18 protein-coding genes are annotated in these 22,117 nt (G+C 36.4%); 9 read left to right on the top strand and 9 right to left on the bottom strand.

The genetic code is table 11. The features are described from left to right. The 7 genes from AC07UM_RS06305 to AC07UM_RS06335 all read right to left on the bottom strand — a co-directional run bounded on the left by AC07UM_RS06305 (position 1) and on the right by AC07UM_RS06335 (position 10,436). Positions 1-1,593, bottom strand: a complete 1,593-nt coding sequence (locus tag AC07UM_RS06305) for a DUF6850 family outer membrane beta-barrel protein (protein ID WP_494681711.1) — start codon at positions 1,591-1,593, stop codon at positions 1-3. Continuing rightward, positions 1,583-2,932 carry a DUF4876 domain-containing protein gene (locus AC07UM_RS06310; RefSeq protein ID WP_494681712.1) on the bottom strand — a complete coding sequence of 450 codons (1,350 nt, stop codon included), beginning with the start codon at positions 2,930-2,932 and terminating at the stop codon, positions 1,583-1,585. The genes AC07UM_RS06305 and AC07UM_RS06310 overlap by 11 nt, the downstream gene beginning before the upstream one ends. A gap of 26 nt (positions 2,933-2,958) precedes the next feature. Then, positions 2,959-5,679, bottom strand: coding sequence for a TonB-dependent receptor plug domain-containing protein (locus tag AC07UM_RS06315; RefSeq protein WP_494681713.1), 2,721 nt, complete (start codon positions 5,677-5,679; stop codon positions 2,959-2,961). Positions 5,680-6,022: 343 nt separating this feature from the next. Beyond that, a complete protein-coding gene (locus AC07UM_RS06320) occupies positions 6,023-6,355 on the bottom strand; it encodes a hypothetical protein (protein WP_494681714.1) in 333 nt (110 codons plus the stop codon). Between the two features lie 263 nt (positions 6,356-6,618). After that, positions 6,619-8,517 (bottom strand): molecular chaperone DnaK, encoded by a 1,899-nt coding sequence (gene dnaK / locus AC07UM_RS06325; RefSeq protein WP_494681715.1) that lies wholly within the window; start codon positions 8,515-8,517, stop codon positions 6,619-6,621. Positions 8,518-8,669: 152 nt separating this feature from the next. Then, entirely contained in the window at positions 8,670-9,908 is a 1,239-nt protein-coding gene (locus AC07UM_RS06330) for a zinc-dependent metalloprotease (protein ID WP_494681716.1), read from the bottom strand. A gap of 405 nt (positions 9,909-10,313) precedes the next feature. Next, positions 10,314-10,436, bottom strand: coding sequence for a hypothetical protein (locus AC07UM_RS06335; RefSeq protein ID WP_494681717.1), 123 nt, complete (start codon positions 10,434-10,436; stop codon positions 10,314-10,316). A 207-nt stretch (positions 10,437-10,643) separates the two neighbouring features. Here AC07UM_RS06335 and ppk1 point away from each other — a divergent pair, with 207 nt between their 5' ends. The 8 genes from ppk1 (at position 10,644) to AC07UM_RS06375 (ending at position 19,939) form a co-directional block, all read left to right on the top strand. Next, positions 10,644-12,716 (top strand): polyphosphate kinase 1, encoded by a 2,073-nt coding sequence (gene ppk1, locus AC07UM_RS06340; protein WP_494681718.1) that lies wholly within the window; start codon positions 10,644-10,646, stop codon positions 12,714-12,716. Further along, positions 12,713-13,597, top strand: coding sequence for a Ppx/GppA phosphatase family protein (locus AC07UM_RS06345; protein WP_494681719.1), 885 nt, complete (start codon positions 12,713-12,715; stop codon positions 13,595-13,597). The genes ppk1 and AC07UM_RS06345 overlap by 4 nt, the downstream gene beginning before the upstream one ends. Positions 13,598-13,825: 228 nt before the next feature. After that, entirely contained in the window at positions 13,826-14,479 is a 654-nt protein-coding gene (locus AC07UM_RS06350; RefSeq protein WP_494681720.1) for an NAD-dependent epimerase/dehydratase family protein, read from the top strand. Next, on the top strand, positions 14,476-14,625 hold the full coding sequence (locus tag AC07UM_RS06355) for a hypothetical protein (protein WP_494681721.1): 150 nt from the start codon (positions 14,476-14,478) through the stop codon (positions 14,623-14,625). The genes AC07UM_RS06350 and AC07UM_RS06355 overlap by 4 nt, the downstream gene beginning before the upstream one ends. A 140-nt stretch (positions 14,626-14,765) precedes the next feature. Next, positions 14,766-17,804 (top strand): choice-of-anchor I family protein, encoded by a 3,039-nt coding sequence (locus tag AC07UM_RS06360; RefSeq protein ID WP_494681722.1) that lies wholly within the window; start codon positions 14,766-14,768, stop codon positions 17,802-17,804. Between the two features lie 92 nt (positions 17,805-17,896). Next, entirely contained in the window at positions 17,897-18,724 is an 828-nt protein-coding gene (locus AC07UM_RS06365; protein WP_494681723.1) for an SIR2 family NAD-dependent protein deacylase, read from the top strand. Positions 18,725-18,814: 90 nt separating this feature from the next. Continuing rightward, positions 18,815-19,207: a DUF3060 domain-containing protein gene (locus AC07UM_RS06370; RefSeq protein ID WP_494681724.1), complete on the top strand. Its 393-nt coding sequence runs from the start codon at positions 18,815-18,817 to the stop codon at positions 19,205-19,207. A 24-nt stretch (positions 19,208-19,231) separates the two neighbouring features. After that, positions 19,232-19,939 carry a barstar family protein gene (locus AC07UM_RS06375; RefSeq protein WP_494681725.1) on the top strand — a complete coding sequence of 236 codons (708 nt, stop codon included), beginning with the start codon at positions 19,232-19,234 and terminating at the stop codon, positions 19,937-19,939. A 129-nt stretch (positions 19,940-20,068) separates the two neighbouring features. On the opposite strand, the gene AC07UM_RS06380 is transcribed toward AC07UM_RS06375, so the two are convergent. Further along, a complete protein-coding gene (locus AC07UM_RS06380) occupies positions 20,069-20,317 on the bottom strand; it encodes a NifU family protein (RefSeq protein WP_002977212.1) in 249 nt (82 codons plus the stop codon). A gap of 47 nt (positions 20,318-20,364) precedes the next feature. Further along, positions 20,365-21,471, bottom strand: a complete 1,107-nt coding sequence (locus tag AC07UM_RS06385) for an Mrp/NBP35 family ATP-binding protein (protein ID WP_494681726.1) — start codon at positions 21,469-21,471, stop codon at positions 20,365-20,367. A gap of 151 nt (positions 21,472-21,622) precedes the next feature. On the opposite strand from AC07UM_RS06385, the gene AC07UM_RS06390 reads away from it, so the two are divergent. Beyond that, the gene (locus tag AC07UM_RS06390) at positions 21,623-22,078 is read left to right on the top strand and encodes a hypothetical protein (protein ID WP_494681727.1); all 456 of its coding nucleotides are present in this window, start codon (positions 21,623-21,625) and stop codon (positions 22,076-22,078) included. The last annotated feature ends 39 nt before the right edge of the window (positions 22,079-22,117 follow it).

A 22,117-nucleotide genomic window follows, 5' to 3' on the forward strand; every position in this document is an offset into this window, starting at 1 on the left:
TTAATAATAAACATTGAGTCCTACCAAAGCAACATGATTAGCTCTGCCATTGTAGTCTACCTGATTTTTATAAGTACTGTTCATCAGCCAGGTCTGAGAAAAACTTCCAAACAGCTCATATCTGATTTTGTTCTGATCAAAGATATAACTTGCGTTAAAATTAAGACCAATTTTTGGAGTTGCGTCATAAGCAAAATCCGGCTGAGCTATTTTAGTTGCAAAGATATTCTCTTTTGTGCTTTGGTAAGGCTGATAATTGAATTCTTTTTCCAATGGAACATACAGGTTCTGCGAAAGACCGACCGCTAATTTATGTGAAGGTTTTAAAGCAAATTCTTTTTCTGCTCCCACACGGTAATTGAAAAAGGAAAGTTTTCTGTCCATTACTACCGATGCGTCTTTCACATGATTTTTCCCATATGCAGCATCAAAAAGAATCTTAAATGCCTCATTTTTGTGATTAAACCAGACAACACTGTTCTGCCAGAAAAAGTTTTTCTGCTCCAGACGGTATGTTCTGTACTCCAAAGGATAGTTGTAATTGGTATCCAGCTGATCCTGATAAGTCATCATGGAAGCCCATTTTTTACCATTATAATTCCCTAGAAAGTTAAGGTAGAAACTATGCAGATCAGTTTTCAAGCCGGAATATTTTGTATAGTCTTTCTGCCAGTTAAAGCTTTCATCCTGATATTCGAAGACTCTGTAAAAGCGCTCAATCAGATTTTTATAATCATATCCGGCAGAAAAATGGGTATCAGCACTGTTGAACGCATATTCTCCTCCCCAGATATACCCTCCCATTTTATATTCGGAAGTTTTATACTCGGTATTTCCGATATACTGATTACCATAACCTTCATTGTAACGGATATAAATGCTGTCATTTGCAGGTACATTTCCTTTCATATTCACAAACATGATATCATTTCGCTTGTAATGATTTACATAGCTCAGTTTTCCAAAAATGGCATGCTGTTTCCATTTTAAACCCAATTTTGCAAAGGCTTTATATTTGTAATCATCTACCTTCGGTCTTGGATCGGCATTCTGACGGTAAGATTTGGAATAGCTCCCTTCTCCTCCCAACTGCAGGATTACAGGTTTTACAGGATTATAGGCAAACTGTCCGTTGATAAAATAATTTTGTTTCTGCCATCTTGCCGTACGAGGAACCCAATAATAAGAGGGGTTATAGATAAAAGAAGAATTAGTGGTTCTCTCATCATTTAGAATATAAGGTACATCTTCTTCGGTAGTTTTATCTGCTTTAAGTCTTCCTGATAATGCAATTTTATCATTGAGTTTATAAACACCTTCAGACAAGAAACTAAAGCTTCCCGTTTCTCCCGCAGTCTGTACTCTTTTAAAATTTTGTTTTGTAGAAGAATACTGAAAAGTTGTGCGCGAAAAATCCAGAGGCTGGAAAAATGCAATATAAGGATCATTGATTCTGATATTCTTTTCTACAGAACTGATGTTAATACTATCTAACTGAGTTGCCTGAGCATGAAAGAACTGACTGCCTAATGCAGCCAATCCCAATATACTGTATTGAAAAGCTTTAATTGTCTTATTTTTATTATTGTGCATATCCTCGAGGGTTTGCTTTAATCGTTACAAAATCATTGGCAGAATTGTTTGTATCCTGCAATACCACACGGCCATTGATAATTTCTTTCGTTTTACGGATTACAGAAAGTCCGGTAAAAGTAGCTTCAGCCTGTCCCACTGCATTGACTATGAAAATTCTCGAGGCATCTATGTCCGCTGGAAAGTCTTTAGGGGCTTTTTGCTCTTTGTCTGTAATATCAATTCCGTCTATGATATAGCTTTTAGGGATTTGCAGGAACAGCGTTCCGGTTGGCGCTTTTGGAGCTGCTACTTTTTTCCATGTTGCCACTTCTGCATCTGTTGCTCTCAGAATTCCAACTCCCAACATTGAAGTTACATTAAGAATTAAGTCATTAGAGGCAATACTCCAGTATGAAACCAGCATATCCGGTACCATAATATTTTGAATGTCCCATGCAAACGGCTTTTTACCAATACTTGTGTTATAATCTCCCATATAGGTCTCAAAATCTGCATGGCTAAGGTCTACCGTTCTGTCTGGTTCCTGAATTGCGACTCCTGCACCGTTAATATCATCAAAAGGCATTTTATGATTAATGGCTGTTTGAGCGATAACAATACTTTTTCCAGGTAAAATTGGATATTGGCTTCCATTTCCAGGTATTTTAATGAAGATATTGGAATACACATAGTCTGTATTGGCCGCAGATCCGCCACCAGCAGTTTTGCTCCAGTCGTACTGTCCGTTAGATAAAGTATAGGTAGTTGGGTTGTTATTTGTATTACCCTCCAGAAATACCAGATATAAACCGTCAGCATAAATAGTCTGGTCCGAGTTGTTATGAATTTCAATAAACTGATCTCTGAAATTAGCCCCTAATTTTGTATCAGAACCTGCATAATAATATTGCTTAATAACAAGATCTCCAAGGTTTCCACTAGTAATTCTAACCAATTTTGAAGAAGTATTGGCATTAACAGTTACTTTCTCATCAAAACCTCCAAAGTGTACGATTTCATAGCTGGTTTCCTCTCCAATCTGTTGCTCATATTCACTTTGTTTTAGTTGCAGTTCTGCCTGAACGCTATAGTTTCCTGGTAAAACCGCATTTAATTTAAGATCACCATTAGCGTCTGTTTTTCCTGTAATCTGATCTCCTGTTGCTGTATTCTTCATGATAACGGTTACATTCGCTACCCCTTTATCTGCAACAGATGGATATTTGGATGCATCATATTTAATATTTACAGTAAACGGAACAGGCTTGATTTCATTATTTTTTCCAAAGTCATCGTCTCTGTTGCACCCTATAAGTGCAAGGACAGGAATTATTAGTAATAGTATTAATCGTTTCATTATGTTCAAGTTTATTTTTAATAGTATTAAAATCTGTATGAAATATTTCCTCCGAATGAGGTAGAAGTAAAGTTGCCATATGCAGTTCCTCTTTCATCATATGCTTTTAAATTGAAAACATTACTTACATATATTGACAATCTGAAACCGCTTAAGAAATCTTTGGTTACTCTCAAGTGGATATTATGCAGGGTTTTGTTATATAACCCTGAAAGTTTTTCTTCTGAAGGTTTCAGGAAAAGCCCCTGATATTTCGGATTGGTACGGTCGTTTTCAGGAATCATCTGTGATTCTCCATCATGTTTGATATACCCTATCGGATAAATATCGTTGGCACCGTTTAGTCTTCTGTCTGAAAGGAAATGGTCTGTTCTAAGACCAATGATCAAACCTGATGAAGCAAGATGATAATCAAAACTGAAACTTGCTCTGGCCATAGAACTTTTATTTCTTGAATCATTGTAAATTCCGTATTCATAATCTTTATCAACAATAGCAGGAGCACTGATTTTATAAAGACCTTCATCTTTATGACCGGAAGTTTCTACATAGCTGGCATTGAAACCAATAACAAGATTTAAAGCTTCTATCTTTTTGAAACTTGCCATCAGTTCCAAACCTTTATCCACTGATGAATATCCGTTGATAATTCGATTCTGGAGATAATTAAATTTTTCCGTACCTACAATTTCAAAAGTAGGTACGTTTGTTCCTGATATATTGACATTCACTTTCGCTTTGTCCATGATTTTATGAACGCTTGCTGTAGTAAATCCGTCAAATAATCTGTTATAATAAGCCGTAAGGTTAACCGTTGCAAAAGGAAATCTATAATCCACTCCTACTTCCGTTTTCCAGCTTCTGGAAGGTTTCAGATTAGCATTATCTCCCGGAGTTACTACGGTCTGCATAATAGCGGCGGAATAATATCCCGGAAGACGATAATCACCCAGAAGGAAATCAAAATATCTTGGTGCGGTATAAATCTGATTCAATGAAGGTGCTTTAGAAGTAAGCCCAAAACCTCCTCTCACAGAAAATTTTCCCATTTGATATGAGGTATTAACCCTTGGTGAATAAGTAGAAAATGAATTCTGCAGATCGTAACGAAGTCCCAGATTGGTTCTTAAGATATGTTTATTGGCAAAAGCTTTTGTAATATTATCCTGGATATAAAATGCATACTGCTTGGTAGCAAAAACATTATCACGATAATTAAAATCTCTCATTCCATTGGATCCCTGTCCTGCAGCACTAAATGTTGTAAACTGTCCTGCTGTTCCATAACGTCCTTTTCCAAAATTGTTTCCATATCTGAAATTAGCCCCGAAGCTATATGTATGAACCCATTTAGAAGCAGTTAATTTAGTACCATTTACGCTTAAATCAGTAAAAACATTAAGGGGTTTACCATCCGAGAAAGCCTGATTCTCATAACTTGGAGGTGTATAAGGAGCATAATAAACGCCATCTGTTGTTGAGTTTCCATAAGGGCGGGCACCCTGATTCAGCCAGTATCTGCGCTCTGTAAGCTGTGTTGAATAGCTGATTCCTACATCTGCACTTATCGTTCTGAAAAATGGTTTTCTTCCGTTGCGATAAAAATTATAACTGATGTTATTTCCTAATGAAAAGCTTTTGTTGTCTACATTGATAATCATTCCGTCAAGATCATCCGGATCTCTCTTTCCTTTACTGGTATTGGTAGAAAATGAAGCTGAAAGTTTATTATTGAATCCATTAGTACTTCTTGCTGACCAAAGTACATTCACATTTGTTCTGTCATATCCTATCAGACTGGTTCTTGGATCAGAAAGTGAATTCATGTAGTCTACAGACACATTAAGTGCGTTGCTGTTTTTAAGCTTAAAACCTTTTGTAAGCCCTACCTGATAAGTACCTTCTCTAAGAGATGCATCCAAACGGAGCGGTGATGCTTTTGCAATGGTAGTCACTTTTATAAGTCCTGACGTTAAATCTCCATATTTGGCATCCGGAACTCCCTGTATTACTTCAATACTTTCGATATTCTCAGTCGGGATTTCTCTTAAATCGACACCATAATTTGGCTGGCTGGGCATTAAGTTTCCACCATTAGTGGTAGTATTAAAGCTTATTCCGAAAGGACCGCTGTTGGCAGAATCATAGCTCTGCATATTTTCATTGTTGGATAGGGCAATATCATTGACCATCAACTGTACTCCAAACGCTCTGTTCCCAAAATCATCTCCACCAGGGATATTTCCTGATCCTGTTACAGGTGATCCACTGGCTGTTCTGAAAACAATATTTTTAAACTGGGTATTGTCAAACTGCTGTACATATTGACCTGGTAATTGCTGCAAAACATCTCCGATAGAAAATGATTGCAGGTTTTGAAGTGCTTCCTGCTGAATTGAAATTTCTGAAAACTGTTTTTTTCTTGCAGTAAGCTGTACACCTTCGATTCTGATTTCTGATCTTTCGCGGGATGAGCTTTTAGGTGACAGGATCTGAAGCTGTAGTTCATCTCCTTCTTTTATGATAATAGTTTCTTCTTTATTGTTGGTATTTAGGAAGACGATCTGACATTTCCCTTTAAGAACCATAGAATTATCTTTCTTATGAATTTCTTTACACTCTTTCAAACCACCATTAACAAGTTCTCCTTTTTTGAGTTGCCCATTATGATAAAATTCTACTTTTTGAGCAGACAAGAATCCACCTGCTGTTAAAAAAACAGCACCAACTAATAACGATACTTTCACCCTTAAAATATTTAGACGGCAAAATTAATTATAATCATTCTAAATAAAAAGTAGATTTACGAAATAATTAAAGTTATTTTAACTTAAAATAAAAGAATATTTACATATAAATCCCTACATAAAGAATAAAATAATAAAGTAAATCATCCTTAATAGTTACTTTTAAGGCTTACTACAATTAATATACTTAAGTTTCCTTTCTAAAATGTATTCTAGAAAAAACAATAAATAAAAGCCACCTTCTATGGTTTGAAAGTGGTTTTTATTTAATCTGAATAAGCAATGTTAATAAAAAAACGACTCTTATTATTAGAGTCGTTTCTTTTTTTATTCTTCAGAAAAATTATTTTTTTAAATCTGCTTTTACATCTTTATAACCATCTGAAACTGCATCTGCTCCTTTTACAGCAACATTCTTAACATTTTTCGCACCTTTGGTAGCCGTTTTTCCAACCCATTTTGTACTGTTTTTAACACCTTTTTTTGTAGCTTTTGCCCCTTTTTGAGTTTTATCTCCAACCCATTCAGCGCCGTCTTTCACTCCTTTTTCTGTTGCCTTTGCGCCTTTCTGAATGGCATTGCCTACATTTTTTGCGCCCTGTTTTACAGTTTCCTGAGCATTAATAGCTATTGCAAATAATCCAAAAGCTAATAAGGTGAATAATTTCTTTTTCATATTGTCATTTTTTTTAAATTAACTTAGTGGATATAGCATAAAACAAGCCAAATCTTTTCATCAAAAAATTAATGAAAGCAGCTTATTCCTTTCCTTTAAATACTATAAAAAATTTTTCAGCTTAACGAAGGTATAGCTTAAATCTTTAACACAGATATAACTCACAATGATGAATTCTGTATTGTAAAAGAAATAGGAATAAAAAAAAAACAGCAAACATTGTTTGCTGTTTTTTTTTATTTATAACTGAAATTAATCAATAATTATTTTACTTCTTCGAAGTCTGCATCCTGTACATCTTCAGCACCAGCGTTTCCACCAGCGTTCTGAGCTCCAGCACCTGCATCAGCACCTGGCTGTTGACCAGCTGCATATAATTCTTCAGAAGCTGCCATCCATGCTGCATCTAACGCTTCAGTTTTAGCTTTTACGTCATCCACATTTTTAGCTTCGAAAGCTGTTTTTAATTCTGTGTGAGCTGCTTCGATAGCTGCTTTTTTGTCAGCAGAAAGTTTTTCACCGAATTCTTTCAATTGTTTTTCAGTCTGGAAGATCAATCCGTCTGCTTTGTTGAAGATTTCAACTTCTTCTTTTTTCTTAGCATCCGCTGCAGAGTTTTCCTGAGCTTCTTTCTTCATTCTTTCGATTTCTTCGTCAGAAAGACCAGAAGAAGCCTGGATTTTGATCGTCTGCTCTTTACCAGTTCCTTTATCTTTAGCAGATACACTTAGAATACCATTAGCATCAATATCGAAAGTTACTTCGATTTGAGGAACTCCTCTTGGTGCTGGTGGAATATCCTGAAGATCGAATCTACCGATTTCTTTGTTATCGTTGAACATTGATCTTTCACCTTGTCCTACTCTGATGCTTACAGCTGGCTGATTGTCAGAAGCTGTAGAGAATACTTCAGATTTTTTAGTTGGGATAGTCGTGTTCGCTTCAATTAATTTCGTGAATACAGATCCCATTGTTTCGATACCTAAAGAAAGTGGAGTAACGTCAAGTAATAATACATCTTTTACATCACCTGTCAATACACCTCCCTGGATTGCTGCACCAATAGCTACAACCTCATCCGGGTTAACTCCTTTAGATGGTTTCTTACCGAAGAATTTTTCTACCTCTTCCTGGATAATTGGGATTCTTGTAGAACCTCCTACCAAGATTACCTCATCGATATCAGAAGTTGATAAACCAGCATCTTTTAATGCTTTGGCAACCGGCTCCATAGATCTTCTTACAAGATCAGCAGATAATTGCTCGAACTTAGCTTTCGTTAAAGATTTTACTAAGTGCTTAGGACCTGTAGCCGTAGCAGTGATATAAGGTAAGTTGATCTCAGTCTGAGCAGAAGATGATAATTCGATTTTAGCTTTTTCAGCAGCTTCTTTCAATCTTTGAAGAGCAATAGCGTCCGCTTTTAAATCTACACCTTCTTCAGCTTTGAACTCATCAGCCATCCAGTTGATGATCACATCATCAAAGTCATCACCTCCTAAGTGTGTATCACCGTTTGTAGACAATACTTCAAATACACCATCTCCTAAATCAAGGATAGAGATATCGAAAGTACCCCCTCCAAGGTCATATACTGCAATTTTCTGATCTTTATGACTCTTATCAAGACCGTAAGCTAACGCTGCAGCTGTAGGTTCGTTGATAATTCTTTCTACTTTAAGACCTGCAATTTCTCCAGCTTCTTTAGTTGCCTGTCTTTGTGCATCGTTGAAGTAGGCAGGAACAGTAATTACCGCTCTTGTTACTTCTTGTCCAAGATAATCTTCAGCAGTTTTCTTCATTTTCTGAAGCGTCATTGCAGAAATTTCCTGTGGTGTATATTCTCTATCGTCGATTTTTACTTTTACAGTATCATTGGGTCCGGCAACCACTTTATAAGGTACTCTTGAAACTTCAGAAGCATCATCTTTAAAGTGCGTTCCGATAAATCTTTTGATAGAGTAAACAGTTTTTGTTGGATTCGTTACAGCCTGTCTTTTTGCAGGATCACCTACTTTTCTTTCTCCGTCTTCTGTAAAAGCTACAATAGAAGGAGTCGTTCTCTTACCTTCTGCGTTAGGAATAACAACAGGGTCTTTACCCTCCATTACAGCAACACAAGAGTTGGTTGTTCCTAAGTCAATTCCAATTATTTTACTCATAATATTTTATATTTTTTCTATTTTTAATTTAATTTACACTCTCAATTTCTCAATATCTGTACCATTCAAAGAATTATGACAAAATGACACAATAAAAACAAAACCCCTGATAAAATCGGGGGTTTGTATGATTTAATATGGAAATATTTTCATTATTTTTTGATAAACTTCATAGATTTTATGAAGTCTTTGCCATTATAAGTCCTTACATAATAAACACCACTGATAAAATCTTTCACATCAATTTTATCTGTTTCATTTTTAATAAATACTTTTTTCACAAGTCTTCCTTCTGCATTGAAAATTTCCACCTCGTTAATAGGTGCTAAAGGCGAAGCAATAGAAATATACTGTGTAGTAGGATTAGGGAAAAGATTGATAGAATTTACCTTTTGTACATCATTTACTGATAAAAATGCACATGCGTTAGAATTCAAAAGACTCGCTCTTGGGCCAGCCATCGTATTCGTTTTGATTGTTTTCTGATCATTGGTAAAGAATGCCATCTCCGTATCTGTCACATAGTCCATAAAATTCATGAACATAGCACCGTTTGCCGTCGGAGTACACATAAAAGAATTATCTGGGAAAACATTACCACCGTAATGAGCATCATTAATAGCAGGAGTATCAGCACAGCCGTCATCATTATCCGGTGTATTACAAAGACTGCCATCTTCTCCCCAAGGGTGAAGCAATCCGAAATAATGTCCTATTTCATGCGTTGCAGTTCGTCCTCCATTATAAGGATACTGAGCAGCTCCTGTAGTTCCGAAATATCTATACCCAATAGCAAGTCCGTCCTCCGGAAAACCAGCAGCATCAGGCAGATAAGCCCAACCAAGATAAGGATTAGGCATATTCCCTACCCATATGTTCAGATATTTAGTTGGATCCCAGGCTGTAAGTCCCGATGCTAAATAATATTGGTTTGCAAAATCAAAATTTGCAGCTACAGATTTTCTCTCTATTCCTGTAGTTGCAGCACCTGCAGGAGTCTTTGTTGCCATACAAAATGTCAGTTCCATATCGGCAGCATAAGGCTTGAAGGCATCAGGAACTACAGAACTGAAATTAGGATTTAATTTTCTGAAGTCATTATTCAAAATAGCAATCTGTGATGCAATCTGAGCATCAGAAATATTCTGGGCAGCACTTCCATAAAGAACATGCACTACAACCGGAATCGTAACAACAGTCTGACCATTTTTAGCCATTGCATTAGCCGCAGCATTTTTACTGGTTAAATAATTTCGTAAATCTTCTTTTTTTGCCAGAGCCTGTGGATTTCTTGCATAAAACTCTTTCATTTTCAAATCAGTGGCACATTCTCTCTGACCATACACATTAGCCATTAAAAAGCCAGCTGCCAATAGTAAAAATTTTTTCATGGAAATATTATAAATTATCGGCAAATATAACAATTCCTGCAATAGATGAATATTTTACACTAAACCAATTGTAGGCATTTACATTTATTAAACATTATTAAATAGAACAAGAAAAAAAATTAACCTAAGTTTTTACTTTTTTCTGACCTATTTTACAGTATAGCCTTTTGTCTGAGGAGAAGGAAGAATATGGCTTATAATGGTATCATTTCTTATTTTCAGCCTATGCATGTTTATTTTAATAGTATTGCTTTCTTTTCGTTATTTATACAATAAACTCCTAATACTCTGCTTTTGGATGTTTGACTATCAAATGTAAACACGTTTCCTTCTTTATAGAACTTAAGTCCTTTATTTATAATATTCAACATCACTGTATCTGATGTAAACTTAACAAAATAAAGGTTACCCCATCATTTCTGACATCAGATAAACTGCAGAGGTATCAATCAGTTTATAGATAGAAATATTATCAAATGACGAAATCTGCTTCTGTCCCACTGTCATACAGCTATGACAGACAAACATTATTATAGTGTTATATTGTACTATTTTCTCCATAAAGCAATAGGATCCCGCATTACTCAATTCATAAAACAAACTGACTATCAATACAATTACCATTAACAAAACAAATTAATTCACCAACATTTAAAAATTAATTAAAGTTTAACCTAAGAAATAGAGACAGAATCTTTACGAATTATTATTTTTGATAAAATATACACATTTAGAATGTCAGTACACTTTAATCCACGAGATATCACATGGCTTGCCTTTAATGAAAGAGTTTTACAGGAGGCCATGGATGAAAAAGTTCCTTTACATTTAAGAATACGTTTCCTTGGAATCTTCTCCAATAATTTAGATGAATTTTTCAGAGTACGTGTTGCCGGATTAAAGCGCGCCATGGATTTTAAGGAAAAAGTGATTGCTGAATCTTTTTATCAGCCACCCTCCAAAATCCTTCAGAGAATCAATGAGGTAGTCATGAGACAACAGCTGAATTTCGACAAAACCTGGAAAAAAATCCAGACTGAAATGGCTGATCACAAGGTTTCCATTAAAAATTCTAAAAATCTGACAGCAAAACAAAAAGAGTTTGTCAGACAATATTTTGATGAAGTGGTAGAATCTAATGTCATTCCTATCCTTCTTCATGAAAATACACCGATGCCCTACGTGAGAGACAAAAGTCTGTATTTGGGGGTAGCGATGAGAAAGAAAGACTGGCAGTATTCCAGCAATTATGCCATTATTGAGATTCCTTCCCGTTTTGTGGGACGTTTTGTATTGCTGCCTACAGAAGATCCGGAAGAAAAAAATGTAATGCTGTTGGAGGATGTGATTACCTTCAACCTTCCTCATATATTCTCTTATTTCGGATATGACGAGTTTGCAGCTAATGCCTTTAAAGTAACAAAAGACGCCGAATTGGATCTGGACAATGACATCCGAACCAATTTTGCAGAAAAGATAGAGAAAGGACTCAAAAACAGAAGAAAGGGTAAGCCTACCCGTTTCGTTTTTGATAAAGATATGGATAAAGCGTTGCTGGAACTTCTTATCAGAAAGCTGAATTTAACTAAGAAAGACAGTATCATCCCTGGAGGAAAAATTCATAATTTCAAGCATTTCATGGATTTCCCTGATGTTTTTGAAAAGTATGAAAGACCTGTGGAAAGAACCTCTTTTACCCACCAGGCATTTGAACATGGCGAAAGAGTGACAGATGTTATATTAAAAGAAGATATACTTCTTACCTTCCCTTATCATAAATATAATCCGGTCATTGACCTTCTGCGTGAAGCGGCAATGGATCCGGATGTAAAATCTATCCAGATCACGGCTTACCGTCTTGCCAGCAGCTCAAAAATTATCAATGCATTGATCTATGCTGCAAGGAATGGCAAAGAAGTAACCGTAATGCTGGAACTTCAGGCAAGGTTTGATGAAGAATCCAATCTGGAATGGAGAAATATGTTGGAACCTGAAGGAATTACTGTCCTTGTAGGAATTCCAAACAAAAAAGTACATGCCAAGCTGTGTATTATCAAAAAGAGGGCACACAACAAAACCATTCAATATGGATTTGTAAGTACAGGAAACTTCAACGAGAAGACGGCAAGAATATATGGTGACCATTTGCTGCTGACCGCAGATCGTGGCATCATGGCAGACATCAATAAAGTTTTCAATGTTTTGAAAAAACCAAAAGATGACTTTATTCCGGTTTTGAAAACTTGTAAAAATTTATTAGTTTGTCCTCAATTTATGCGTGAAAAGATTGTTCACCATGTTGATAAAGAAATCGAAGAAGCTAAGGCAGGACGAAGAGCAGAGATCATCGTAAAAGTAAATTCTCTGAGCGACAGATTGTTGATTGAAAAATTATATGATGCAGCCAAAGCAGGAGTGGTGGTCAGATTGATCGTAAGAGGAATCTATTGTGCCGTAAACCAGAAAGATTTTAAAGAGAAAATAAAAGCTATCAGTATTGTAGATGAATACCTGGAACATGCCAGAGTCATGTATTTTTACAATAAAGGGGCCGAAGATATGTACATTTCTTCCGCAGACTGGATGACCAGAAACCTGGATTACAGGATCGAAGCAGCGGCTAAAATCACGGATAAAAATCTCAAAAAAGAATTAAAAGATATTCTTGACATTCAGCTTAGAGATAATGTAAAAGCCAGAATTTTAGACAAAAGACTGAGTAATGAGTATATAAAAAATGATAAAAAAGAATGCCGTTCACAAATAGAAACCTATAAATATTTAAAAGCTAAAACAATCAAAAAATGAAGATAGCAGCGATAGACATAGGGAGTAATGCAGCCCGACTACTTATCAATGAAGTAAAAGTAAACAACAGAAAACCGGAATTCATCAAGTTGAACCTTCTCAGAATACCTCTGAGACTGGGAATGGATGTTTTCACCATCGGAAAAATAGGTCCGGAAAGAGAAAAAATGGTCATCGATTCCATGAAAATTTTCAGTGACCTGATGAAAATATACAAAGTAGAGCATTACAGAGCCTGTGCTACCAGTGCTATGCGTGATGCGGCCAATGGTAATGAAATTATCAGTCAGGTAAAAGAAGCCTCAGGAATCAATATCGAGATTATTTCCGGTGATGAAGAAGCTACCCTGATTTATGAAAATCACGTAGCAGAAGGCCTTGACAAAGAATTTGCCTATTTATACATTGATGTAGGCGGAGGTTCTACCGAGCTTACCTTCTACGAAAACGGTAAAATGGTTTACGAAAAATCTTTCAATATCGGAACAATCCGACTTCTCAATAACCTCGTTACGGTGGACAACTGGAATGAAATGAAGGAGGAGATAAAAGCAAACATCGTCAGCAAAAAGCCCATTGTGGCTATCGGGTCAGGAGGAAACATCAATAAAGCATTCTCCATGAGCAAAACCAAGGACGGAAAGCCCATGTCTTTGGCCCACCTGAAAAAAACATATAAAGAGCTGAATGAGCTGTCTGTGGAAGAAAGAATGACAAGACACAACCTGAGAGAAGACCGTGCCGATGTATTGGCACATGCGTTGGGCATTTTCAACAATGTCATGTCCTGGTCTGACATCAACAGAATTTTTGTCCCTAAAATTTCTGTTGCCGACGGATTGATACATAATATCTACAGTCAGTTACAACATCATAAATAACAACATTCAACACGATATAAAGCCAGCCATTTTTGAGCTGGCTTTTTATTTTAGAAGCTTTTCCCGCTTTCCGCTGTATTGTCATTGCGAGGAGCAACGCGACGAAGCAATCTCTATATTATTAAGTTTTGGCTAAAGCCAATGGAAATATTTTTTTATTAAAAAAATTTCCAAATTTTAAAGTAAAACCTCTCTCCCATTCGTCATACCATTATCAATAGCAAAGCAATGAACTCAATCAAAATAATTCTTACAGGAGCTACAGGAATGGTAGGCGAAGGTGTTCTCATGGAATGTCTTGACAATCCGAATGTTTCTGAAATCCTGAGCGTAAGCAGAAAACCTTCTGGAAAAACACATCCTAAACTGAAAGAATATCTCGTCCCCGACTTTTTATCAATCGACCTTCATGATGAGAAACTGAAAGGTTATGATGCCTGTTTTTTCTGTGCAGGAATCAGCAGTGTAGGCATGAATGAAGAAGACTATACCAAAATCACTTATGATACAACCCTGCATTTTGCAAAGGCTGTTTTGAATCAAAATCCGGAAATGGTTTTCAACTATGTTTCGGGAGCCAGCACTGACAGTACAGAGAGCGGAAAACTTATGTGGGCAAGAGTAAAAGGCAGAACCGAGAATTCTTTAAAAAAGATGAACTTTAGAGGAGCTTATAATTTTCGTCCCGGATTCATGAAACCTGTTGATGGTCAAGTGAATGTAAAATGGTTTTTTAAACCTTTTATTTGGATTTTTCCTGTTTTTTTTCAGTCAAAATCATTAACTTTACACGAAGTAGGTAGAGCAATGATCAATGCAACACACAAAGGGTACCCTACTTCCACTTTAGAAATTAGAGATATTAAAAATTTAGCAATATGAGAGACATGTTAAAAAGAATTGTTCTGGTTATTTTTGTACTCTTGCTTCTGACTGCAGTTTCAGGATATTTTTACATGCAGAAACATCCGTTGGAAGGAAATAAATCAGGTACGATTTTAAATTTTTCAGGAAAATCAGGGAAATAATTTCATTCTAATGTTCCTCATTCAAACATCATTTTATCTTTTATCGGAAACAAACCTATTTTTTAAACATTTCTTAAGATTCCATTAAAATAGTTGCGAAACAGAAAGTTCATTTTTGCATTTATCTAATTGAAGTAAAAATGATCAACAACTACCTATTAAAAGGGTCTGTGATTGCCGCATTCTTTTTGCAGAGCGGTCTTTTTGGACAGACACTGATTCATTACTGGAATTTTAACAATAATGCTTCTGCAGCAGCAATCACCACACCTACTTCTACCTTGGTGAATGGTTCTCTTGCAGCAATAGCAGGAGGTACAAGTATCATCGATTTTGCCGGCGGTACTGCACAGAATTTTAATTTGCAAAATTTAAATGCAAGAAACGGTGATGCATCCGGAACCCATTTAAGATTCAATAATCCGATAGGAGGAGCTTTACAATTTAATCTTCCTACAACAGGATACAACAATGTCATTGTTAAATTCACTACCAGAAGATCTGCCCAGGGAGCAGGAACGCAGACATGGTCTTATTCAACAGACGGCACTACCTTTGTACAGTTCCAGAGTGTAAGTCCTCAGGATGCCGACCCACAGCTGACTACTCTGGATTTTTCTGCCATACAGGGAGCTAACAACAACCCCAACTTTAAATTAAAAGTTGATTTCTCTGCCACTGGAGGAGGAACCGGAGGGAACAACCGTTTTGATAATTTTACCGTAGATGCAACACCTGTAGGAGGAGTTGATACCACTCCGCCAACAGTCACTTATCTGCCTTCCAATAACACCAATAATGCTTCAACAACTGTAAATCCCACTTTATCTTTTAATGAAAATGTAAGATTAACGGATAATTCAGCAATTAGTAATTCTAATGCACAAAATCTCATAGAGTTCCGACTAGGAAATGCTTCAGGTATTCAAGTTCCTTTTACGACCACTTTCAGCAACAATATCATCACAGTGATCCCTACTTCTGGTTTAGTACCGGGGCAGGCTTATTATGTAGCGCTTAAGCCCAATACCGTGGAAGATTTCAGTGATAATGGAGTTACTGCCGTTACGTCCAGTACTTTTACTACTGCCGGAACTACAATTTCTTTAGAAAAGAATTTCATTAAAGTCGATGAAAATGCAGGAAATCTTGCTTTCAAAATCAATATCACCAATCCTTCAACTGCTACAGTAAATCTTGTTGTAAAACCAGCGCCATTCAGTACCGCTGATGCCAATGATTTTACTTTAGCCAATCAGACGATTAATATTACTCCATCTACAACAAGCTACACCGTAAATATTCCGATTATTGATGACACAGTGGCAGAACAACAGGCCGAATATTTTGTCGTAAGCCTTGAAAATCCTGTTGGAGCAACCATTTCAGGTGACAATTCTGCAACCGTTTATATTGTAGATAATGATAAACCGGCACCGATTCCTTCCCATCAGATCCAGCTGAATTATCTTGGAAGCTTTGATCCTTCAGGAAACAGTACCAGTTCTACAGAAATAGTGGTTCACGATCCATCAACGCAACGTTTGTTCACAATCAGTTCTATCACGGATGCTTTTGATATTATTAATTTCAGCACACCGAATACTCCTTCAGTCATTAAAACTGTAAATATGGCTCCTTATGGCGGTATCACAAGTATCGCTGTGAAAAACGGAATTATAGCCGCTTCTTCTCCCAATACTGATCCTCAGCAAAACGGGTCTGTCGTATTCTTCGATATTAACGGAAACTTTCTGAAGCAGGTAACTGTAGGAGCTTTACCGGATATGGTAACTTTCTCCCCAGACGGCACAAAAGTGGTTACTGCTAATGAAGGGGAACCTAATGATGCTTACACCGTAGATCCTGAAGGAACGATCAGCATTATCGATATCTCCGGAGGCATCGGAAACCTTACACAAAGTAATGTGACCACCCTTAATTTCAACAATTTTGATTCTCAAGTAGCCGCTCTTACTGCTACCGGATTAAGAAAAGTAAGAACCAATAATACCCTTTCTCAGGATCTGGAACCTGAATATGTGACCATCAGCTCTGACAGTCAGAAAGCATGGGTAACACTTCAGGAAAATAATGCTGTTGCAGAGATTAACCTCGCCACTAAAACCATCACTGGAATCTGGGGATTGGGTAAAAAAGACATGAGTCTTCCAGGGAATGGTTTTGATGCTTCGGACAATAATGGTGAGGTTTTGATTGCTAACTGGCCGGTGAAAGCTTATTATGTTCCGGATGCGGTCCAAAATTACAAAGTAGGAAGTACCCATTATATCGTAACAGCTAACGAAGGAGATGAAAAGGATCTTTCCGGATACAGCGAAAGAACAACTGTGGGGGCTAATAACTATACTTTAGATCCTGTACTATTCCCGAATTCGTCAATTTTAAAGGCTTCCTATAACCTTGGGAGATTCAGGGTTTCTTCTGCCACCGGAAATACGGACGGAGATGCCGACTTTGAAGAAATGGCAGCGTTAGGAGCCCGCTCGTTCTCTATTTTCAATGCAGATACCAAGCAGATTGTATATGACAGTGGGGATCAGTTTGAAAGATATATTGCCACCAACCATCCATTAATTTTCAATGCGGATAATGAATCCAATGGTGCTAAAAACAGAAGCCGTGCCAAAGGTCCTGAACCGGAAGGAGTGGCATTAGGAAATATCAACGGGCAAACGTATGCTTTCATTACATTAGAAAGAACCGGTGGCGTTATGGCATATAACATCACAGATCCTAATAATCCTACCTTCACAGATTACAAACACTCCCGCTCTACTTCCGCTTACGGAGGAGACAACGGTCCTGAAGGAATCATCTACATAGCTCCTGAAAATACAACCACCAATACAGGTTATGTAATTATTGCCAATGAGATCAGCGGAACTTTATCCATGTACGAAGTTGCGATGCCGGCTACTCTGGGAACCGGGGAAACAAAAACTGAACAGGCCACATTCAACGTATTCCCAAATCCTGTGAATAAAGGAAATACACTTTACTTCAACAGAAAACAGGATTACGAATTGTATGATATGTCCGGAAAACTAATCGGAAAAGAAAAGAATGCTTTAACAATAAATACGTCCAATCTCTCTACAGGTGTTTATCTTATAAAAACCTCAGAAGGACAGATAAAAAGAGTTATTGTAAAGTAAAATATAGTATTTAGTTGATTGAAAAGGCTTCGGAGATTCCGGAGCTTTTTTTATTATTGGGAAATTCATTAGTTTTAAACTTTTATAATACAATGGAAGATCAATTAGAACATATTATTCAACAAGTCTGGCATAAAGAAAAACGAAATCTTTTTACCTTTCTTACTGGTGCTGGAATCTCATCTGACAGTGGCATTCCCACTTACCGTGGAATAGATGGAATCTGGGTAAAGGGAACTCAGTTCCATAAACCTGAAGAGTTTGGAACTTTACGTTATTTCAGACAACATCCTGAAGAAGTTCTGCAATATTCTCTTTTCAGAAAAAAAATGTTTGAAAATGCCTCTCCCAACGAAAGTCATTTTGAACTTGCAGACATTGAAACTCAACTTCAGAACAGGTTTCATCTCATTACTCAAAATATTGATAATCTTCATCGTCGTTCAGGTAGTCAAAGAATCTATGAAATTCATGGAAACAACAGAGAAATCAAATGCTCAAACGGTTGTAAAGAAATTCTGGATCTTCCTACGGAAATAAAGGGCAAAGACCTGAATGAAGACCTTACAGCTCATGATAAAGAACTTCTTACATGTACTCAATGTGGCCATTGGATGCGTCCGAATATTTTATGGTTTGATGAATATTATGATGAAAAAACCAACAAAAGATTCAGTGCCCTAAAAATTGCCAAAAACAGTGGAGTTCTCTTTATTGTTGGGACTTCCGGAGCAACAAGTCTTCCGATTGCCATTGCAGAAACAGCTCTTAAATATGGAGCCTTTATCGTAGATATCAATACAGAGGATAACAATTTTACAGACCTGATCAGAAATAAAAAAAATTCATTAATCGTTAGGGAAAAATCTACTGAAGTATTGAAGATTATAAAAAATATTATTGAAAAAACTGCATCATAAAAATTTATTATTTAAGATGTATTTAACTTTTAACATGGGTAAAAAAAATGATTTTATATCTATATTTACTCCAAACAAACCAATTTCACAATGAAAAATATTAAAACAGCAGGAATTTTGGCTATCCTTTTACTTGGAACAGGTACAGCCTTTTCACAATCCAGAAAAACAGAATCTGCCAATGGGTCAGAAAAGTCGGATAATAATAAAATGATACAGGTAGAAGGGGTAGGACATAAGCTCAACTATACCCTCAATGGGGGAATTGCCGAGATTGAAGGAGCCGATAATACGGTAACAATTAAAGGCAGCGCAAAGAAGATCTCCGTTTCAGGAACCGGCAATAAAGTATATGTTGATAAGGTAGACAAAGTTATTTTAGAAGGAGGCGGTAATGTAATTTACTACAGAACTTCGGGAACAAAATCGGGAAAACCGGATGTCTCTATTGAAGGGGTAGACAATAAGCTGGTGAAGCAATAAAAACATTTAGAAAAGATTAGTTACATGTTTGGATTTGCATTAGACACAGGTGAAGAATCTGAGATCATCACTTTTATAGACCAGATAAGCAATATCGAAGGATCTTATCCTATCACTTATAAAAAAGTCAGATTAATAAATGTTCACAACATTACTGCTCTTGTTTCTGCTATAGAAAATGCATCTAAAATTTATGAAAACAATGGCTTTATTTATAAACTTGATCAGCAGAATAATATCGTTTCCAGTACTTTTATCAGTAATATTAAAATAAGCAAATCAAAAAAAAATATCATTCTAATCGGTTTTGTATGGGGTAGTCCAAAAGGATATCAAAAAGCCTTGGATATGAAACTCAATAATCAAATGATTGAAAAAAATATCTGGAAAAGTTTCAGAAAAGATAAATTACAAGGATGGCTTATACATGCTTTACATTCTTGTAAACCCGAAATAATCAGAGAAAATATCAGCATTCAGATTGATGGAAATGAATTTCATAGTTTAGATGGTTTTTTCTGTACACTTGGAGAGGAAATCCATGGGATTGCAGGATATTTTGGGCGTAATTTACCTGCTTTATATGATTGTCTTCGTGGAGATTTTGGAGTAATATCTATTTCAGAACTCAATTGGATAAATCATAAAAGAAGTAAAATAATACTCAAAACGAAGTTTATAAAAATTGTAGAGATCTTTGAAAATCATAATATAAAGGTTCTATTGAATTAAATTTACCATCAAAAAACCTCACAGGTTTTGAAAACCTGTGAGGTTTAATTTATATTCCACTTATTATTTTGAACAAAAAAAGACAGGCCTTAAAAAAGCCTGTCTTTTAAAAATATCTCAGAGATAATTTTACTCTACGTTGATTACCTTTTCAATTTCCGGAGCATGTTGTTTGATCGTATTTTCAACACCAAGTTTAAGGGTTGAAAAGTTCAATGAGCATCCGGAACAGTTACCTAAAAGTTTCACAAAAACCTGATTATCTTTCACGTCAATAAGCTCAATATCACCTCCGTCTTTATTCAAAAACGGTCTGATACTTTCCAGAGCTTCCATTACTCTTGTTACTGTGTCTTCGTGCGTTATGTTTGTTTCCATATTTTTCAGTTCAATTCGGTTCTTTTCAATTGTATTGAAAGTTATAATTATTTTGCTTTTGGTGAGCATCCAGCCATTGTGGAAATCTTTACAGCTTCAGTAGGAGGAAGACTTTTATTTCTTTCCACTAAGCTTTCTACCATTTTTCTGGCGGTTTCTGTATAGATATCTGCAATTTTAGATCCTTCCTGAAGCGCAGCTGGTCTTCCTACATCTCCTGCCTCTCTGATACTTTGAATCAATGGAATTTCTCCTAATACCGGAATTCCCAGATCTTCAGCTAAATATTGCGCTCCCTGGTTTCCAAAGATATAATATTTATTGTCAGGAAGTTCTTCCGGTGTAAAATAAGCCATATTTTCGATTAATCCAAGAACCGGAATGTTAATACTTTCCATCTGGAACATGGCAATTCCTTTTCTTACGTCTGCCAATGCAACATGCTGAGGCGTACTTACGATCACGGCCCCTGTTACAGGAACTTCCTGAATGATGGATAAGTGAATATCACCCGTTCCCGGAGGAAGGTCTATTAATAAGAAATCCAATTCTCCCCATGCAGCATCTCTGATCATCTGGTTTAATGCTTTTGAAGCCATAGGACCTCTCCACACTACTGCCTGATTAGCTCCTGAGAAATATCCTATCGAAAGCATTTTTACTCCATAATTCTCAACAGGTTTCATCAAGCTTTTTCCATTCACTTCTACAGAAATTGGTTTTTCACCTTCTGTATCAAACATGGTAGGAACAGATGGTCCGTAGATATCGGCATCTAACAGTCCAACTTTAAAACCCATTTTAGCCAATGTTACTGCCATATTTGCAGCCACTGTAGATTTTCCTACTCCTCCTTTACCGGAAGCAATAGCGATGATATTTTGAATTCCCGGAATTTGTTTTCCTTTGATCTGACTTTTCTGAATTTCACTAGGCTCGGGAGAAACGATTTTAAGTTTTAAATGAACCTCTTCTCCAAACTCGCTGGCAAAAGCTTGTTTCATTGCAGCTTCCAGCTTTTTCTTTTCGTGCATTGCAGGCGAATGAGCGGTCATGTCAATATAAACATCATTACCCACAATCTGAAGATTACTCACCAAGTCGTCTACTTCTATTTCTTTAAGGAAATCCTGAACCTTTTCTTTCGTCAACATATAAATATAAATTGTTTACAAATTTACGCATTTTTTCGGTAATTTAGAATCAATAAAATCTATAATATCAGGTGATAAATCAGATCGTTAAAAATATCTTATTTCTGATTTTTCATCATGATATCCTACAAACCCACAGAAAACAACCTATATGAAATCTACATCTTATCCTTCCAAATATGCACTACCAAAAGGAATTTTCACGGTAGGAAAAACAAAATTCAAGTGGTATGATCTCGCAAATAATCCCGCAGAAGTCTCTTCGCAGGATATTCATAATGCCCAACTGTGTATTGAAAATGCTGAGGAAAATTTTCAGAACAGGGATGATCTGGGATTCGTCATTATGCATCGTTGTGGGGAAAACTATCTTCTCTTGGTTTGTACATGGCGAAATGAAAATGAATTATGGGAAAGCGTCTACTATGACGGTTCCGGGAAGTTTGAAATATGGGACAGAAACAAAACCCACCTCCCGACTTACTGCGTATGGGAAATGGGTATTGTATATCATGAATCCCAGTCCTGGAAGAAATATCTTGGCTCCGGACGGGAAGAAAAAGACCAAAAGGAATATCTTAATGATTTCTTTGAAGGAGAAGTGTAACGACTTCTGTATTGTCATTGACTATGTCGAACCTTCGGT

The organism is Chryseobacterium sp. GW821-FHT04C04 (assembly GCF_059420365.1).